10 protein-coding genes are annotated in these 18,273 nt (G+C 62.5%); all 10 read left to right on the plus strand.

Translation table 11 applies throughout. From position 1 onward, the window contains the following. Positions 1 to 122 precede the first annotated feature (122 nt). The 10 genes from Spa11_RS13150 (at position 123) to Spa11_RS13195 (ending at position 18,271) form a co-directional block, all read left to right on the plus strand. A complete protein-coding gene (locus Spa11_RS13150; protein ID WP_145112953.1) occupies positions 123 to 1,196 on the plus strand; it encodes a hypothetical protein in 1,074 nt (357 codons plus the stop codon). Between the two features lie 110 nt (positions 1,197 to 1,306). Continuing rightward, positions 1,307 to 4,342: a glycoside hydrolase family 99-like domain-containing protein gene (locus tag Spa11_RS13155; protein WP_145112955.1), complete on the plus strand. Its 3,036-nt coding sequence runs from the start codon at positions 1,307 to 1,309 to the stop codon at positions 4,340 to 4,342. Next, positions 4,339 to 5,394 carry a DUF1559 domain-containing protein gene (locus Spa11_RS13160; protein ID WP_145112957.1) on the plus strand — a complete coding sequence of 352 codons (1,056 nt, stop codon included), beginning with the start codon at positions 4,339 to 4,341 and terminating at the stop codon, positions 5,392 to 5,394. Before Spa11_RS13155 ends, Spa11_RS13160 begins: the two co-directional genes overlap by 4 nt. Beyond that, the gene (locus Spa11_RS13165; RefSeq protein ID WP_145112959.1) at positions 5,394 to 5,882 is read left to right on the plus strand and encodes a DUF4198 domain-containing protein; all 489 of its coding nucleotides are present in this window, start codon (positions 5,394 to 5,396) and stop codon (positions 5,880 to 5,882) included. Before Spa11_RS13160 ends, Spa11_RS13165 begins: the two co-directional genes overlap by 1 nt. 12 nt (positions 5,883 to 5,894) lie before the next feature. Then, entirely contained in the window at positions 5,895 to 8,270 is a 2,376-nt protein-coding gene (locus tag Spa11_RS13170) for a GH92 family glycosyl hydrolase (RefSeq protein ID WP_197529377.1), read from the plus strand. Positions 8,271 to 8,418: 148 nt separating this feature from the next. Continuing rightward, positions 8,419 to 9,741: a Gfo/Idh/MocA family protein gene (locus tag Spa11_RS13175; RefSeq protein WP_145112961.1), complete on the plus strand. Its 1,323-nt coding sequence runs from the start codon at positions 8,419 to 8,421 to the stop codon at positions 9,739 to 9,741. Positions 9,742 to 9,815: 74 nt separating this feature from the next. Beyond that, positions 9,816 to 11,183, plus strand: a complete 1,368-nt coding sequence (locus tag Spa11_RS13180; protein ID WP_145112963.1) for a glycoside hydrolase family 71/99-like protein — start codon at positions 9,816 to 9,818, stop codon at positions 11,181 to 11,183. A gap of 403 nt (positions 11,184 to 11,586) precedes the next feature. After that, complete coding sequence (locus Spa11_RS13185) at positions 11,587 to 12,891, plus strand: efflux RND transporter periplasmic adaptor subunit (RefSeq protein ID WP_145112965.1); 1,305 nt, start codon at positions 11,587 to 11,589, stop codon at positions 12,889 to 12,891. An 11-nt stretch (positions 12,892 to 12,902) separates the two neighbouring features. Continuing rightward, positions 12,903 to 16,076, plus strand: a complete 3,174-nt coding sequence (locus tag Spa11_RS13190; RefSeq protein WP_145112967.1) for an efflux RND transporter permease subunit — start codon at positions 12,903 to 12,905, stop codon at positions 16,074 to 16,076. Between the two features lie 467 nt (positions 16,077 to 16,543). Next, positions 16,544 to 18,271, plus strand: coding sequence for a TolC family protein (locus Spa11_RS13195; RefSeq protein ID WP_231932926.1), 1,728 nt, complete (start codon positions 16,544 to 16,546; stop codon positions 18,269 to 18,271). The last annotated feature ends 2 nt before the right edge of the window (positions 18,272 to 18,273 follow it).

An 18,273-nucleotide genomic window follows, 5' to 3' on the forward strand; every position in this document is an offset into this window, starting at 1 on the left:
TGCTGCTTGTCTTGTCCTCGCTTTCGCTTGCCTTGTCCGAGGTAGAAGGTCTCATGATTGGCTTCTGGTGCAAATGCTCTTTGGTCGTGGCTTTAGGACTTGTCGCTAGTCCGTCCCAGGCCGTGACGACGACATGGCTCGGCGTCACGTCGGGCGACGTCAGCGACCCAACGAACTGGAGCGCCGGCGTCCCCGGCGCTGCCGACGAAGCGATCGTCGTGACCGCGCCGAACGCTCCCGATTTGCTGGGTAGTTCGGTCACTTGGGGCAAGTTGACGCTCAACGGCGCCACGGACATCGCCGACAGCCTCGGCGGGGCGATCCTCAACTTGGCTAGCGCGGACATCGCGCTGTTCTCCGGAGGCGCCCACAGTTCGACGATCGCACCGGCGCTCAATGTCACCGGAAAGATTCAGACGAATGGCGAGCACAACGTCGCCTTCAACGGCCCTGTTACCGCGGCCAAGGTCGAATCCTTCGGCACAGCAGTCGCCAGCTACAACAACTCACTCACGCTTACGGACAGCTTCGTCACGATCGGCGCCGACGCGGAGATCGTGATCAACAACACCCTCAATTGGAACTTCGCCGGCGAGAAGGGCTACAACGGCGGCGGGGGCGCCTTCGTTATCGGCGCCGGCTCGACGGTCAACTTGGGCATCTTCAACCTGTTCGATCAGGCGACGGTCCGCACCGACGCGGACAACGTCCTCACCGGCGCCACCGACCTCTGGGGCCGGCACGCCAACTCGACACTCGACCTCAACGGCTACAGCCAAGGCGTCGAGTTCCTCGCGACGAACGCGGGCTCGAACATGGTTATCGACTTCGGCGCAACGCCGGGCGCCAACACCCTGGTATGGGACGCGTCCTTCAATAGCGACGGCGCGTACGACGTCGTCAACTTCGAGGCCGGAATCGATACGCTCGAGTTCGGCCAGTACGGCAACGGCCTCGGCTTCAACGACCCCACGCTGCTCAGCCAGATCACTGTCAATGGCGCCGCCTACTCGGCGTCGAATCCCGGCGGCGGCCTGAGTTGGTGGAACGCTATCGCGACGCCCAATGCCGGCGACGATCCCGGCCGCCAGATCGCCGTCTATTACGCGGCCGTTCCTGAACCAGCCGCGCTGGCGATGGCCGTCGGCGCGGCGTTGGTTGCCAGCATGCGTCGATCGAACAGGGCCTTAGTGTGAGGAGAGAGTGGGGTGAACTCCCGCCAAAGGCGAGGCGCCGCAGGCTTGGCGCTGGCGTCTTCCAGCGCCAAGCCGTGCCGCCAACCGAGGCCTCGTAGATACCGAGAAGTATGAACTTCCATCGCAAAGCAACGAGAGGCAAACGCTGGCGATACGCCGCCCGGGGCTGTCGGTTGCTAGTCGCGGCGCTGGCGATGGCTTGCTCACCTGCTGTCGCTTCGTTGTTTCAACACCTGGACGCCTCCGCGCCGGGCTCACTCGTCGACCTGGGCGGACAGCTCACCTGGATCGACCTGTCAGGCAACGGTCACAACGCCATCGACACCTCCGCAGGGTCGGGATCGGTGTCGCTGTCGTACGACGACTCCATCTTCCCCACCGGCCTCCCGAGTGTGCGTTTCAACGGCGCCGGCTGGAACAACTACGGTCGGCTTCAATTGCTCAGTCCCTCTGCATCGGACGCCGTGCTCAACCAGGCGGGCCCGAACCCGACGGGCTTCAGCATGTTGGTCGTCGCGAAAGGCGACGCGGGCGCCGCGGCGTCGGACTGGAACGATCTGCTCGGCAATACCACCGACGTCGGCGATGGCGCCTTCTTGATGCGCTACAACGCCGGCAACGGCGTCTTTCAGGGCGCGTTGGGCGGCCTGACAGTGCAGAACAATTACCAGGGACAGAACAACTACAGCGGCGCGGCCACGGTTCTTGCCTTCAACTACGATCCGTCCCAACCAAATGGCGAGATCACGCTGGCGAGCTCGCTCAACGGCTATAGCCAAACCTTCAACCTCAGCAGTCAGGCCTCGCGCGATTTCTCGAACAACGACCCGCTCACCCTCGGCAAGGCCTTCGATACGATCGGCCGGCTATTCGTCGGCAACATCGGCGAAGTCAAGCTTTACGACGCCGCATTGACGTCACAAGAGTTCGCCTCCGGGATAACGGCCCTTGACCGCAAGTGGAACGCCAGCCCCGATGGCCGACTCGATCTGGTCATCGACCGCGCGACCGGCGCCGCGACGCTACGCACCTACGGTTCGACGAGCATCGACCTAGCAGGGCTGCGGCTCAGAAGTGAGACGGGATCGCTCGACCCCAGCGACTGGCTCTCGATCACCGACCACTACGACGCGAACAACGGCGGCGATTTCGACGCCGTGAGCCCGTGGCTCAAACTCAGCCAGAAGGCGACGGACCTGAGCGAGGCGACCTTCGGCGTCGGCACGGTTCAGCCGGGCGAGGTCCTGGAGCTTGGTTCAGTGTTCCGGTTGGGCGCCAACGAGGACATCGAAGCCGAGTACGCCGACCCCCTCACCCAGAAAGCCAAGCACGTTCACGTGCGATACGCCAACGCAGCGCCCGCCGACCTGCTGCCCGGCGACTTCAACAACGACGGGTCCGTCAACGCCGCGGACTACACCGTCTGGCGTGACAACCTCTGCGCCGAGGTCTCTCTACCAAACGAAGTGGTTTCGAACGGACGAATCAGCAACGATGACTACCTGACTTGGCGCGACGCCTACGGATCAACAGCAGCACCTGCCCAGCTAGCCGTTGCGGTTCCGGAGCCCGTTGCCGTCTCGATGTTGGTCTTGCCCGCCATCATGGCGTGTGGGATTCGGCTCAGTCGGCTCAGCCGTGCCACGGGGATTGGCGCCCTCCTGCTGGCGACATTGATGCTAGGCGCCCCCCGTGAAGCTGACGCCGTCGAAGCGACCGTCGGCGTCTACTACTACCCTTGGTGGGACACTCACGACTGGGACGACTCGCTCCGCGCACGGATGCTCCCTGAGGACCACGCGCCGCTCGCGGGCTACACGCCGAGCTCGGACGCCGACTTGATCGCCGAGCACATCAATCAAAGCCATCGGGGCAACATCTCGCTGTGGGCGACCAGCTGGTGGGGTCCCGGCACGATCGAGGACGTGGTCCTCCAGCAGAACATCCTCACGCATCCCCGTGCGAGCGAGTTGACCTACGCGATTCACTATGAATCGACCGGCAGGTTCAACGGCTTTGAAACGCCCGACTTCTCGAACCTCGTCACCGACTTCGAGTACCTAGCCGAGAACGTCTTCTCTGACCCCAACTACCACCGCATCGACGGCCGGCCGGTGGTCTTTATGTACGTCAGCCGGGCCTACTTCAATAACCCCGAAGCACGCCAAGCCCTCGACGACGCCCGCCAGGCGTTGATCACCACGCACGGGTACGACCCCTACGTGGTGGGCGACGAGGTCTTTGACGCAGGCTTCAACAGCGGTCGGGCCGCCGAGTTCGATGCGATGACAACCTACGACGTCTTCGCCATGTCGGGGTTCAGCTCGGGTACGGTGTCGCAAGGAGACATCCAGCAGGCCAACTCGAAGTACGCCGCTGCCGCCGCGGCGGGCGCCACGGTCATCCCCGCCATCACCCCCGGCTACAACGACAAGGCCGTCCGCGACGGCAACCGTGCGACGGGACGCTACTTCACGGGAGAAACCATCGAGCAGGCCGGGAGCGTGTTCACGGCGCTGATCGACGACGCCGCCGGGCCTAACCTTGACGCGTCGACAGGCAACTTGCTGATGGTCAACTCGTTCAATGAGTGGCACGAAGACACCCAGATTGAGCCGACGGTCGTCGCTCCACCGAGCTCCACCGACAACTCACAGACGGGCACAGACCTGACCACCGGCGTGACCTACGAGGGCTACGGCTACAAGTACCTCGACCTGCTCCGCACCCACACCACCGAAGGCGGACCGGTCCTCATCGACGGCGACGCCGACTTCGACGGCGACCTCGACAGCGACGATGTCGTCGCTTTTGTCGAGGCGTGGGGCGCCGAATACCTGCACGAAGGCGTCCGCGTCGGCGGGTACGCCAGCCGCACCTCGATGCCTGATTTCAACTACGACGGCGTCGTCGATTTCGTGGACTGGTTTTACGTCCGCGCCAACGTCCCCGACGCCGCGTCGGCGGACCTGCTGGCGTTGCTCGAGGTTCCCGAACCCGACGCCGGCTTGCTCATCGGCGTCCTGATCGTGACGGCTGCGATGAGACTATCGACGCGCAGCGTAATTGAACGTGATTCGTGGCGAACCATGGTCGTCGTCCAACGCGACGGCCGGCACTGCCCCCCAGGGGAGAGGCAAGAATGAAGACGTTATCGAACGCAACGAAGGATGTTAGCCGCTCCGACAGCGGCGGATACCGACTCGGAGGCTTTACGCTCGTCGAGCTGCTGGTGGTGATCGCCATCATCGGCATCCTGGTGGCCCTGCTGCTGCCGGCGGTGCAAGCGGCCCGTGAAGCGGCGCGGCGTACGCAGTGCGTCAACCAGATGAAGCAGATCGGCCTCGGGGCGCTGAACTATGAATCCACGAAGGGGGAGTTTCCCCCCGGTGCGATGGCCTACGGCACATGGGGAGTTCTCCCTGCCAACCGGCCTCAAGTCCCTTTTCTGTGCCCCAACGAAGACTGCAACGGCACTAACTGGGCGATCGAACTATTGCCGTTCCTTGAGCAGCAGCAGATCTACGACTGGTACGACCAAACTGAGCACAATTTCGAAGAAGGCGATCCCGACGGCGACGGCCTCTACAACCAGCGTGTGCGTGACATCGAATTCGCAATGATGAAGTGCCCCTCCGACTTCGCGGCAAACAACCTCGACCAAGTGCCCGCGCCTGGTTCCTACAAAGCGATGGCAGGCGTCATCACACAACTACCAGGCGGAGCGTGGATCAATTGGTCGAGCCCCAAGGGGCCTCCCAGCAATCCAGCGATGGCCGTCATTAAGCAAAACTACCGCTATCGCGGGCTGCTACACGCTGTCGGCGCCTACAACGTCAAGCCCGAGAAGATGAAGAACGTGATCGATGGCGCCAGCAAGTCGTTAATGATCGGTGAGTACCACTGGGAAGGTGACGGCGACCCTGAACCAGTATGGTGGGCCGTGACCCATCGAAACTTCAATAAAGGAGAGGCGTTTGCCGACCCACTCTTGCGTTCAGGCAACCTGGATCACTGTAGAAGGAACATCGTCACGGCGCCTGAGTCCTGGGCGTGCGACCGCACCTACGGCTCAATGCACGCTGGCGACGGCGGCAACTGGCTACGAGTCGATGGTTCCGTGGCGTTCATCACGACTTCGCTCGATGGCCTACTCTACGAAGCGATGGCCACCATCGCCGGGGAGGATGGCATCTGATGTATCGATTCAATCAATACAGCGTTCTCGCTAGCGCGATGCTCACTCTGCTTGGCGTCACGACCGGCTGCGGCGACAGCAAGTTCAAGTTTGCGCCGGTCGAAGGCCGCGTGCTGCTGGACGGCCAGCCCGTCGCCAAAGCGCGTGTTGTATTTATGCCACAGTCCCGCAATGAGGACGGCGAAACAGGACCGTATTCAGGCGGCAAGACGGACGCCGATGGACGATACACCCTTACGTCCACTGACGAAGAATCCCGTCTCGGCGCCGTTGTCGGACCTCACCGCATTGTCATCAGCACGAAGCGGGCGCATCGCCATCCCACCAAGCTGGACGTAGAAATTATCGACGCACCGGAAGTTATCCCCGCCGTCTACACCAACTACCGACTCTCGCCGCTGACGTTCGACGTTCCTCCGGGCGGTTCGACCTCTGCTGATTTCTCACTCGAAAGCCAAGCCAAACAGTACCGCCGTATCGGCTACTGAAGACGAACAACGATGATGAGCGACACCTCGATGCTTCACGATGAACCCTGCACACGCCGAAACGCTCGACAAGTCGTATCGCTCGTCGCCGTCTTTACGCTGATGGCTTCGGCGGCTATCGCTGACAACACCCACTACGTCAATCCGTTCATCGGTACGGGGGGCCACGGGCACACCTTCCCCGGCGCCACGACGCCCTACGGCATGGTGCAGCTCAGCCCCGATACGCGGACGCTCGGCTGGGACGCGTGCGCGGGTTATCACCATTCGGATAGCTCGATCCTCGGCTTCAGCCACACGCATCTCAGCGGCACGGGCATCGGCGACCTGGGCGATGTTCTCTTCATGCCGGCGGCGGGCGATGCCCAAGTCGTCCCCGGGCCCGAGGATGACCCCGACGCCGGCTACCGCAGCCGCTTCATCCATGACAACGAGCGCGCCGAGCCCGGCTACTACCGCGTTCATCTAGCCGACGAGGACATCGACGCCGAGCTCACCGCCACGCCCCGCGCCGGCTTCCATCGCTACCACTACCCCGCAAGCAAGCCCGCGCAGCTGGTGATCGACCTCGCCCACACGATCCACGGGCACCATAACCCGCGCACCGAACTGAAGGTTATCAACGACCGCGAGATCGTCGGGCTCAAGCAGTCGCGAGGCTGGGCCGAGCACCACTACGTCTACTTCCACGCCAAGTTTAATCGGCCCTTCACCGCGAAGCTCTACGCGAACACGCAGGAGAAGCAGGGCGACAGCGTCTCGGCCGAAGGCGGCGCGCAAGCCGTGCTGACTTTCGAAGCAGGCGATGATGTCGTGTTAGCGAAGGTCGGCATCTCGGCGGTCGATTATGACGGCGCGCGGAAGAACCTCGAGGCCGAGATCGCCGATTGGGATTTCGAGAAGGTCCGTAGCGACGCCAAGCTGGCTTGGCAGAAGCAACTCGACAAAATCAACGTTAAGGGCGGCGCGCCGGACCAGCGCGTCATCTTCTACACGGCCCTCTACCACACGGCGATCAGCCCCTACCTATTCTCCGACGCCGACGGACGCTACCGCGGCGTCGATCAAGAGATCCACACGGCGACCGACGAGCCGGTCTACACGGTCTTCTCGCTGTGGGATACCTTCCGGGCGTTCCACCCGCTGCTGACGATCACCGACCCCGATCGCAACGCCGCGTTTATTCGCACATTGCTGACGCACTACGACCAAGGCGGCGTCCTGCCGAAGTGGGAACTGGCGGGCAACTACACCGGCACGATGATCGGCTACCACGCCGTCCCGGTGATCGTCGACGCCTACGTGAAAGGGCGCCGCGACTTCGATGTCGAGAAGGCGTACCGGGCTGTTGTCGCTTCGGCGCACTACGACCGTGACGTGGCCCCGCAGGCGTCTGACGCCGTACGCACGGCGCTCGTCCCGGCCGCCAAGAGATTCAATGACGAGCTCGGCTTCATCCCCAGCGACCAAGAGAACGAGTCGGTCTCCCAGGCGCTCGAGTTCGCCTACAACGATTGGTGCATCGCCCAGTTCGCGACGGCGCTCGGCAAATCGGACGACACCGAGAAGTACTTCGAGCGGGCTCGTCGCTACCGCCAGTACTTCGACACCGAGACCGGCTTCATGCGTGGACTCAACACCGACCGCACGTGGTCCACGCCCTTCAACCCAAGATTCTCCGAGCACCGCCGCGACAACTACACCGAAGGCAACGCCTGGCAATGGACATGGTTCGCGCCGCATGACGTGCCGGGTCTGGTTGATCTCATGGGAGGTCCGGCGCCGTTTATCAAGAAGCTCGACCAGCTCTTCACCGAAGACTCGACGATCGATGGCGCCAACAGCTCGGTCGATATCTCCGGCCTCATCGGGCAGTACGCCCATGGCAACGAGCCGAGCCACCACATCGCCTACCTCTACAACTATGTCGGCCAGCCGTGGAAGACGCAGCGGCTGGTGGATCAGATCCTGACGACGCTCTACCACAACGACCCCGACGGGCTCTCCGGCAACGAAGACTGCGGCCAGATGTCGGCGTGGTACTTGCTCAATGCGATGGGCTTCTATCAAGTTTCACCGGGTGACCCGACTTACTCGATCGGCCGGCCCTTGTTCGATGAAGTCACGATCCAACAAGAGAATGGCAAGACCTTCACCCTCCGCGCCATCAACAATTCGCCGGAGAACCGTTACGTCCAATCGGTGAAGCTAAACGGCGACGGCCTATCCGCCCCGTTTTTCAGACACGCTGCGATCGTGGAAGGCGGCGTCCTGGAGCTCGAAATGGGACCCTGGCCAGAGAAACGGCATCTGGCGGCGAAGGCAGGCGCCGGCGCGACGGACGGGCCGTTGCGTGACGAAAATCCGCAACTCGGAGGCAACGATTAGCCACCCGGCGTGAGATAAGCCACCGCTTCAGCCCCACGCGGACGCTTGCCCACCACCCCAAGAAAGTGACTATCATGTCAGCCAGCAGCGTGTCGCTGCGTCGCCTCGTCCTTCAGCTACTCATCAACGCCAGAGAACCGAGCCCCCGATGAACGACTCACGCCGGCAGTTCTTAAAGCAATCCGCCGCCGCGGCTTCTGTCGTCCCCTACTTCCTGAGCAGCCAGCCCGCCTTCGCGAATGCGTCGGCGAACGACCGCCCGCGGATGGCGTGCATCGGCGTCGGCAGCCAGGGCATGCACGACTCGGGTCAGCACGCCCGCTTCGCCGACATCGTGGCCGTGTGTGACGTAGACGCGAACCACGCCGAACGCGCCCGTGTCGCCGAGAACATCGGCCGCGGCAAGGCGAAGGCCTACAGCGATTATCGCAAGGTTCTCGACCGCTCCGACGTCGACGTGGTGAGCATCGTCACGCCCGACCACTGGCACGTGAAGATCGCGATCGAGGCGCTCGAAGCCGGCAAGCACGTATTCTGTCAAAAGCCGCTGACGCTGACGCTCGAGGAGAACCAGCTCGTACGCGCAGCGGCGAAGAGGCATCCCGATCGCGTCTTCTTCATCGGCACGCAGCAGCGAGCCGACTCACGTCGCTTCCTCCGCGCCGTCAACATGGTGCAGAAGGGGCTGCTCGGCGCCATCAAGAAGGTGACGATCGGCATCGATGGTTCTCCCACCGGCGGGCCGTTCCCCGTCGAAGAGGTCCCGAAGGAACTCGACTGGGAGATGTGGCTGGGCCAGGCGCCGCTGGTTGACTACCGCGCGCGGCGTTGCCACTACGAGTTTCGCTGGTGGTACGAGTACTCGGGCGGCAAGTTTACCGACTGGGGCGCGCACCATATCGACATCGCCAGCTGGGCCATCGGCCAAACGAGCGAAGGGCAGGGCCCCGTCGAGATCGATGGCTCGAGCGCGAAACACCCCGTCGAGTTCGTCGATGGCATGCCCGCCGTTGATGACAGTTACAACACGTCGCACGACTTCTCCGTGAAGTGTCGTTTTGAGAACGGCATTGAATTCGACGTCACCAGCCGTGAGCGCAATGGCATCCTCTTCGAGGGCTCGCGCGGCCGGCTGTTCGTCAATCGGGAGAAGATCACGGGCGTTCCCGTCGAAGAAGACTGGGACGCCGGCATGTACGGACGTGAAGAACTCACCGAGTTGTACAAGGGCAAGCCCCACGAGGGACACTGGGAGAACTTCTACCGCACCCTGCGTGAAGGGGGCCTGCCTGTCTCCGACTTGTACTCGCACCTACAGGTCATGAACACCTGCCATCTGTGTGCGATCGCTTCGAGGCTGGGTCGCAAGATTACTTGGGACCCCAAGAGCGAGCGCATCGTGGGCGACGACACTGCCGCCGGCCTAGCATCGCGCGAGCAGCGAAAGGGCTACGAAGTCCCTCGGGTCTAAAGGCCGATCGCAGTCACGGCGTCATCAATCCTTACGAACCGTAGAACTCCCTGCGGTAACGCTCACCCTGCGCAATGGCCGTACATCACATGGGCACGTACATGATTCGGCTCGTAGCCTCCTCGATGTTCGCCGCCGCCCTTGTGGCGGCGTCAGCAGTTGCTCAGACGACGCCCGCTTTCAAGATGAGCGGCGCCGCGACGCGCGAAGAGATCCTAGACCATACACTCTCCGCTTACCGTGGGCGGAGCGCGCGTCGCGAAAATCCTCAACTGCTCGGCAGCGTGACGTGCGGCTATCAAGGATGGTTCACGTGCCCGGGCGACGGATCGGATCGCGGCTGGCATCACTGGGGCAAAGGCGGGGATTTTAGGCCTGGCGCCTGCACCATCGACCTCTGGCCGGACGTCAGCGAGCTCAGCGAAGCCGAGCGCTACCCGACAGCCTTCCACAACGCCGACGGTTCGCCCGCAGAAGTCTATAGCTCACTCAACGCCACGACCATCGACCGTCACTTCGCATGGATGAAAGAGCACGGCATCGACGGCGTCTTCTGCCAACGCTTCGCCGGCGAGGTGCGTGGCGCCCACGGCCTTTACCACTTCAACACGGTTCTCAACAACTGCCGCGCAAGCGCCAACCGCCACGGCCGCGCTTGGGCGGTGATGTACGACCTATCCGGTCTAGGCGAAGGCGAGACGAGCGTCGTCATCGAAGACTGGAAGGCGCTCATCGGCCGCATGCGAGTCGGGCGCGACACCAAGGACAAGGCTTACTTACACCACATCGGCAAGCCACTCGTCGCGGTGTGGGGCATCGGCTTCAACGATGGCCGTCGCTACACGCTCGACGAGTGCGTAAAGCTCATTGACTTCCTGCAGAACGACCCCGAGTACGGCGGCTTCGCCGTGATGATCGGCGTGCCGTCGTACTGGCGAGAGATGGAGCGCGATTGCGTCAACGACCCCCGGCTGCACGACGTGATCCAACAAGCCGACATTGTCAGCCCCTGGGCCGTCGGGCGTTTCGGCGATCTCGAAGGGGCCGAAACCTACGCCAACGAAGTCACCCGGCCCGACCTCGAGTGGTGCGACGACAACGGGATCGACTATCTTCCGGTTGTCTTCCCGGGCTTCAGTTGGCACAACATGAACCCCAAATCGCCCAGCAACCAGATCCCACGCCGAGGCGGCAAGTTCCTCTGGAAGCAGTTCAACGAAGCCGCCAACGCCGGCGCAAAGATGACTTACGTCGCGATGTTCGACGAAGTCGACGAGGCGACCGCGATCTTCAAGTGCACCAATGCGCCGCCGGTCGGAGAATCGACGTTCATCGACTACGAGGGCCTCCCAAGCGACCATTACCTATGGCTGGTTGGGCAGGGTCGGCGGCTCTTGCGGGGTGAGATCCCCTCCGGTGACGCCCTCCCTCCCCGCCGCTAGCGCGTTCGCTTAGCCGCGATTGAAACCTTCTCGGCGTCCCTCTGACGCCCACGGCCTCTTTTGCCCCGACAAAACGACATGTGCGGACTAAAGGCGCCTTACCTTAAGAATTTGTAAGGCAACTCGCCCTGTTGCCCGCAACCTATCCTGCCGAAACTGCCGTAGAGTTATCGGGCGATGAAATCCTGCGCTGTGACAGGGATTCCTTGCCCCAATCGGCATGAGAGTGACCTACACCTCCCGTCGGTCAAACATCCCTCCCTAAACACAAGACGCGGCGCGTTGCGAGAGTTCAACTGACCAATCGCAACCACGCGCAAGCGTCTGTCCCACCTCCGATTTTGCGGCCCCACGCAGCACGCACCGCTGCCGGTATCTCGTGAAGCCCCACAACGCTAGGACAATGTCACCCACCGCGATGCGCGCCCTAGCTGCTGCGCTGACGCTCCTCGCTACTCACGGGTGCCATAAACCCGCTGGCGAGCACGCCCATGCGGAGGGACATCACCACCCGACGCACGCCCTGGTCGTCACCAGCCCCGCACTTCGCGACGTCATCAGCACGCAGCAGTACGTCTGCCAGATCCACTCCTGCCGACACATCGAGGTCTGTGCTCTAGAGAGCGGCTACATCGAACCGATCCATGTCCGCGAAGGCCAGACCGTGCAGAAGGGCGACCTGCTCTTCAAGATTCTGCCCACGCTCTATCAGGCCCGGTACGAGTCCGAGGTAGCCGAGGCGCAGGTGGCGCAGCTCGAGTTCAACAACACCAAGAAGCTCTACGAGGACAACGTCGTCTCGCAGAACGAGCTAGCCCTCTCCCAAGCGCGGCTGGCGAAGGCGGTCGCTCAGATGGGCTTGGCGCAAGCCGAGCTGAACTTCACCGACGTCAGGGCGCCCTTCAACGGCATCATCGACCGCTTGATGCGTCAGCAGGGAAGCCTCGTCGAAGAAGGCGATGTCCTCACAACGCTTTCCGACAACAGAGTGATGTGGGCTTACTTCAACGTGCCCGAGTCGCGTTACCTCGAGTATATGGCCAATCTCAAGACCCAGCCCGACAAACTACAGATCGGGTTGGTGCTGGCGAACGGGAAGCGGTTCGAGCAAGCCGGCGCCATCGGCGCGATCGAGGCCGACTTCGACAACGAGACCGGCAACATCGCCTTCCGCGCCGACTTCGCCAACCCCGAACAACTACTGAGGCACGGCCAAACGGGCACGGTGCTCGTCAGCCGATCGACGCCTGGCGCCGTGGTGATTCCGCAGCGAGCCACCTTTGAGGTCCTGGCGAAGAATTATGTCTACGTCGTCGAAGACAGTGTCGGCGCCGATCATGATCGCCAAGCCGACGCCCATGTATCGACGTACGACGACGACGACGACGACGACGACGACGACGACGATGACGATGATGACGACGATGACGACGATGACGACGATGATGATGACGACGATGACGACGATGAGGAACGACACAGCCACAAGAGCCACGATTCCCGTCACCTCGCACAAGGTGTGGTTCGCCAACGCGAAATCGTCATCGATAGCGAGCAGGACGACATCTTCCTGATCAAGAAAGGGCTGAACGCCGGCGACAAGATCGTCTTTGAGGGAGTCCGTCAGGTCCGCGACGGCGACACGATCGAGTACGAGTACCGTGCTCCCGAGGTCGTGCTGCAAAACCTCAAGTTCAAGGCAGAGTAGGCGCGCCCTCCATGTTCGCACGCATCCTTCACCGGCCCGCGCTGGCCATCGTGATCTCGCTGATCATCCTCTTCCTCGGAGGACTTGCGATCGTCACGCTGCCGATCTCGCAATTCCCGTCCGTGGCGCCGCCCAGCGTCGTGGTCTCGGTCTCGTTCCCCGGCGCCAGCGCTAAGGTGCTGATCGACTCGGTGCTTGTCATCCTCGAGCAGTCGATCAACGGCGTGCAGGACATGCGCTACATGATCTCCGACGCCACTAGCGCCGGAGAAGCGACGATCCAGGTCGTCTTCGAGCCCGGCACGGACCCGAACGTCGCGGTGATGAACGTCAATAACCGCGTTCAAGCCGTGAAGAACAACCTGCCGCCGATCGTCGATCGCGAAGGCATCATCGTCATGCAGAACATGGCGAGCATGCTGATGTACGTGAACGTCTTCAGCACGGACAAGAACGTCGATCAGAACTTTCTCTACAACTTCGCCAACGTCAACATCCTGCCTGAGATTGCGCGCATCCGAGGCGTCGCCAAACCCACGATCCTTGGCAATCGCGCCTACGCGATGCGGGTCGAGCTCGACCTCGAACGCATGCGCGCCTATAGCGTTTCCGCCGACGACGTGATGGAGGCCTTGGCGGAGCAGAGCATGATCGGCTCGCCGGGCCGTCTCGGGCAGGCGACCGGGACGACCTCGCAGACGATCGAGTATGTCCTCACCTGGGTCGGACGCTACGACAAGCCCGAGCAGTACGAGAACATCATCCTGCGAGCCAAGTCCGACGGCGAGATCCTGCGGGTCCGCGACGTGGCGAAGGTCTCGCTCGGATCGTCGTTCTACGACCTCTACTCCGACATCGACGGGTACCCGTCCGCGGCGATCGTCCTTAAGCAGACCCCCGGCAGCAACGCAACGGAGGTCATCGAGGAGGTCAAAGAGAAGATCGAGCAAATCAAAGCAGAGACCTTTCCGCCCGGCATGGACTTCGAGATCAGCTACGACGTGTCGAGCTTCCTCGACGCCTCGATCGAGAAGGTGCTGCACACATTGCTTGAAGCCTTCGTACTCGTCTCGCTGGTGGTCTACCTCTTCCTCGGCGACGCCCGCAGCACCTTGATCCCGACGCTCGCGGTGCCGGTGTCGCTGATCGGCGCATTCTTCTTCATGCTGTTGTTCGGCCTGTCGATCAACCTGATCACACTCTTCGCGCTGGTCCTAGCGATCGGCGTCGTGGTGGACGACGCGATCGTCGTCGTCGAAGCCGTGCACGAGAAGATGCACACGAAGCACTTGTCGCCTTACCGCGCGACCCAAGAGGTCATGCACGAGATCAGCGGTGCGATCATCGCCATCACCATGACGATGACGGCGGTCTTCGTGCCGGTGACCTTCATGCCTGGCCCGGTCGGTGTTTTCTACCGTCAGTTCGGCTTAACGATGGCGATGTCGATCGTGCTCTCAGGCATCGTCGCCCTCACGCTGACGCCGGTGCTGTGCGCAATGATCTTGAGGCCGATCGACCCCCAACAGAAGACCAGCTACAACCCCCTAACGCTCTTCCTGCGTGGCTTTGACGGCGGCGTCGTGCGCACCACCAATGCCTACGGCTGGTTCGTCGGTAAGATCGTCAAGCAGCGGCTGCTGACATTGCTGGTGGTCGCCGCCTTCGGCGCCGGCATCGTCTTCGTGAACACGGTGCTCCCCTCGGGATTCATCCCTCTGGAAGACCAGGGGATCATCTACGGCATCATCCAAACGCCGCCCGGCTCGACGCTCGAGTACACCAACGCCAAGTCGCATGAGTTGCAATCGATCTGCGAGGAGCTCGAAGAGATCTCTTCCGTCTCGTCGATCGCCGGCTACGAGATCCTGACCCAGGGCCGTGGCTCGAACGCCGGCACGTGCCTCATCAACCTCAAGCCCTGGGAAGAGCGCGAACGCACCTCGAAGCAGATCATTGAGGTGCTTGAGGAACGCGGACAAGAGATCTCGAACGTCAAGCTCGAGTTCTACGAGCCCCCGGCGGTGCCGGGCTTCGGCGCGGCGGGCGGCTTCTCGCTCAACTTGCTCGACAAGACCAACAGCGGCGACTACTCGCGAATGGGCGAAGTGACCGATCGATTCCTCGCGGCCCTTGAGGAGCGAGAGGAACTGAAGGGCCTCTTCACGTTCTTCGCCAGCGACTACCCGCAGTATGAAATCATCATCGATAACGACGTGGCGATGCAAAAAGGTGTCTCGATCGGCGAGGCCATGAGCAACCTCTCCATCGTCGTGGGCAGCACCTGGGAGCAGGGCTTTGTCCGCTTCGGGCAGTTCTACAAGGTCTACGTCCAGGCGGCGCCGGAGTTCCGACGCTACCCCGAAGACTTCGAGAACCTGTTCATCAAGAACGACCGCGGCGAGATGGTGCCATACTCCGCCTTCGCCAAGCTCGTGAAGATGCAGGGCATGAACGAAATCAGCCGCTACAACCTTTACACAACCGCTGCGATCCAGGGCGCCCCGGCCGCGGGGTTCAGCACGGGACAAGCGATCGCTGCGATTAAGGAGGTCGCAAAGGAAACCCTCCCGCGCGGCTACGACATCGACTGGCAAGGCCTCTCGTACGACGAAGCGAAGAGCGGCAACACGGCGATCTACATCTTCTTGATCGTCGTGGTGTTTGTGTATCTCGTTCTCGTCGGTCAGTACGAGAGCTTCCTGCTCCCGCTCGCGGTGATTATCTCGCTACCGGTCGGCTTGTTCGGCTCGTTCCTGCTGCTCAAGGCGATGGGCCTCTCGAACGACGTCTACGCACAGATCGGCCTCGTGATGCTGGTTGGCCTCTTGGGCAAGAACGCGATCCTGATCGTCGAGTTCGCCGTGCAGAGGCGCGACGAAGGCGTGAGTCTCGTGGACGCCGCGATCGAGGGCGGCAAGCTCCGCTTCCGTCCGATCCTGATGACCTCGTTCGCGTTTATCGCCGGTATGGCGCCGCTGATCCGCGCGACGGGCCCGGGCGCGATCGGCAACCGCACCATCGGCGCCACGGCGGTCGGCGGCATGCTGGTGGGCACCGTGGTTGGCGTCCTCTTGATCCCCGGCCTTTATTACATCTTCGCAAGGATGGCCGACGGCAAGAAGTTGCTGAAGGATGAAACCCACCAGCCATTGAGCGAACGCTTCGAGTTCGAACGCCACTGACTCCCTAGAGCCGATGACGCGCGCCGTTACACATTGCCAAGGGACTAGCGCAAATAAGTCATTCTATTTCGCGTGCCCGTCCTTGCTTAACACACAAGAGCCGATTTCGCCGAACCGTCGGCACAATCCATGAAGGGTTATCGCGCGGGCGGACGAACCAGTGAGAGGCTGGAAGAACCGCCGCGGCGCCCGCCTTCACTCGCCACGACTTCAGCCTCCTACCAACCTCCACTACCCGCCAAGCGACAGCATCCAGGCCACAGGGATCGCCCCAACCGCCTGGAGCATGCGTGCTACCGAGACACAAGCCGCCCTCAAGGACGAGGGCGAGCTAGCAACCTTCCGATGGCTCGGCGCCGACAGGCCGCTTGGCTGTCGGCGCCCGGGGTCGGAGCGTCCCGGGTCTTCACGTCAGGGATCGACGTATGAACCAACCGGCAAGATTTCGCTCCACGCGGCCACTGGCCGTGATTCTGGCCTGCGGCCTCGTGCTGTCACTGCCGGCGTGCCGACTCCCTAAGCTGTGCTGTGCGCAGAAGGGCGAGCCGCTGCCCGACTCGTTCAACGGCGAGGTCAGCCTGGATAGCTCGGCACAGCTTGGCTGGCGCGAGTTCTTCGACGACCCAACGCTCAGCGGCCTGATCGATCAAGCGCTCGTCGGCAACCAAGAGCTCAAGATCCTCGCTCAGGATATCCGCATCGCCAACTTCGAGATCATGGCGCGGCAGGGCGAGTACCTGCCGTTCGTCAATCTCGGCGCCCGCGCCGGCCTCGAGAAGTCGAGCGTCTACTCGCGCGAAGGCGCCGTCGAGGAGAACCTGCTCGCCAACGGCAAGGCGTTCCCCGACCCGCTCCCCGAGTTCCTCGTGGCGGCGAATGTCTCTTGGGAAATCGACATCTGGCGCAAGTTGCGGAACGCCAAAGACGCCGCGGCGCTCCGCTACTTCGCGACGCGCGATGGCCAGAACTACGTCGTCACGCGGCTCGTGGCCGAGGTCGCCGAGAACTACTACGAGCTGCTTGCACTCGACAATCGCATGATGGCCCTCGACAAGACGATCGAGATCCAGCAGCAGAGCCTCGACTTCTCGATCGCCAAGAAGGAGGCCGCCCGCGAGACCGAGCTCGCCGTCCAGCGGTTCGAGGCCGAGGTCCGCAAGAACCAGAGCGAGAAGCTGATCGTCCAGCAGCAGATCACCGAGGCCGAGAACCGCATCAATTTCCTGTTGGGCCGCTATCCGCAGCCGGTTCCGCGGCAATCGGCGAGTTACATCGACCTCCAGCTGCACGCCTTAAGCACCGGCTTGCCGTCGCAGTTGCTACAGAACCGCGCCGACATCCGCCAGGCCGAGCGCGAGCTCGCCGCACGGGGGCTCGACGTCCGCGTCGCACGGGCACGGTTCTACCCCTCGCTCAGTCTCACAGCCGGCGTTGGCTATCAAGCCTTCAACACCAAGTACCTGTTCATCAGCCCTGAGTCGCTCATCTACAACGCGGCCGGAGAACTCGTCGGGCCGCTCATCAACCGCAAGGCGATCAAGGCCGATTACCTCAGCGCGAACGCCGCTCAGATCCAGGCCGTCTACGACTACCAGCTCACCGTTCTCGACGCCTACACCGAGGTCATCAACCTGATGAACAAGGTTGAGAACTACAGCCAGAGCATCGCGATCAAGAAGCAACAGCTCGCAGCGCTGGAATCCTCGGTCGATAACGCCACCAAGCTCTTCCAGAACGCCCGCGCCGAGTACATGGAGGTGCTGCTCGCGCAACGCGACCTCATTGAGGCCCGGATGGTGCTGATCGAGACCAAGCAAGAGCAACTGTCGGCGGTCGTCAACGCGTACCAGGCGCTCGGCGGTGGGGCTTATGGCGGCTATAGCTTCTTGGCGGACGCAACGAACCCCATGGGAGGGACCGAACTCATCGCCCCACCAGAGAACTTCCCGGCGGCGAACGAACCCCTTACGCAACCCGACAGCACAACGCCGCAGAGCCAACCGTTGCCAACATCGGACGGCGACGCTCCCGCCACGGACCTCCTGCCATACCCCGACGCGATCCGCGATGGCTTGGACGCCGCGCCGACGCCGTCATCGGATGCGACGCCACAGGAAACCGGCTCCTTGCTCAAGCCCGATGGTCCGGCGCTCAACAGCCAAGGGAACTTCCTGAAATGGCCCTGGCAGAGCTGAGC

It is taken from the genome of Botrimarina mediterranea (genome assembly GCF_007753265.1).
GTDB classification, from domain to species: Bacteria; Planctomycetota; Planctomycetia; order Pirellulales; family Lacipirellulaceae; genus Botrimarina; species Botrimarina mediterranea.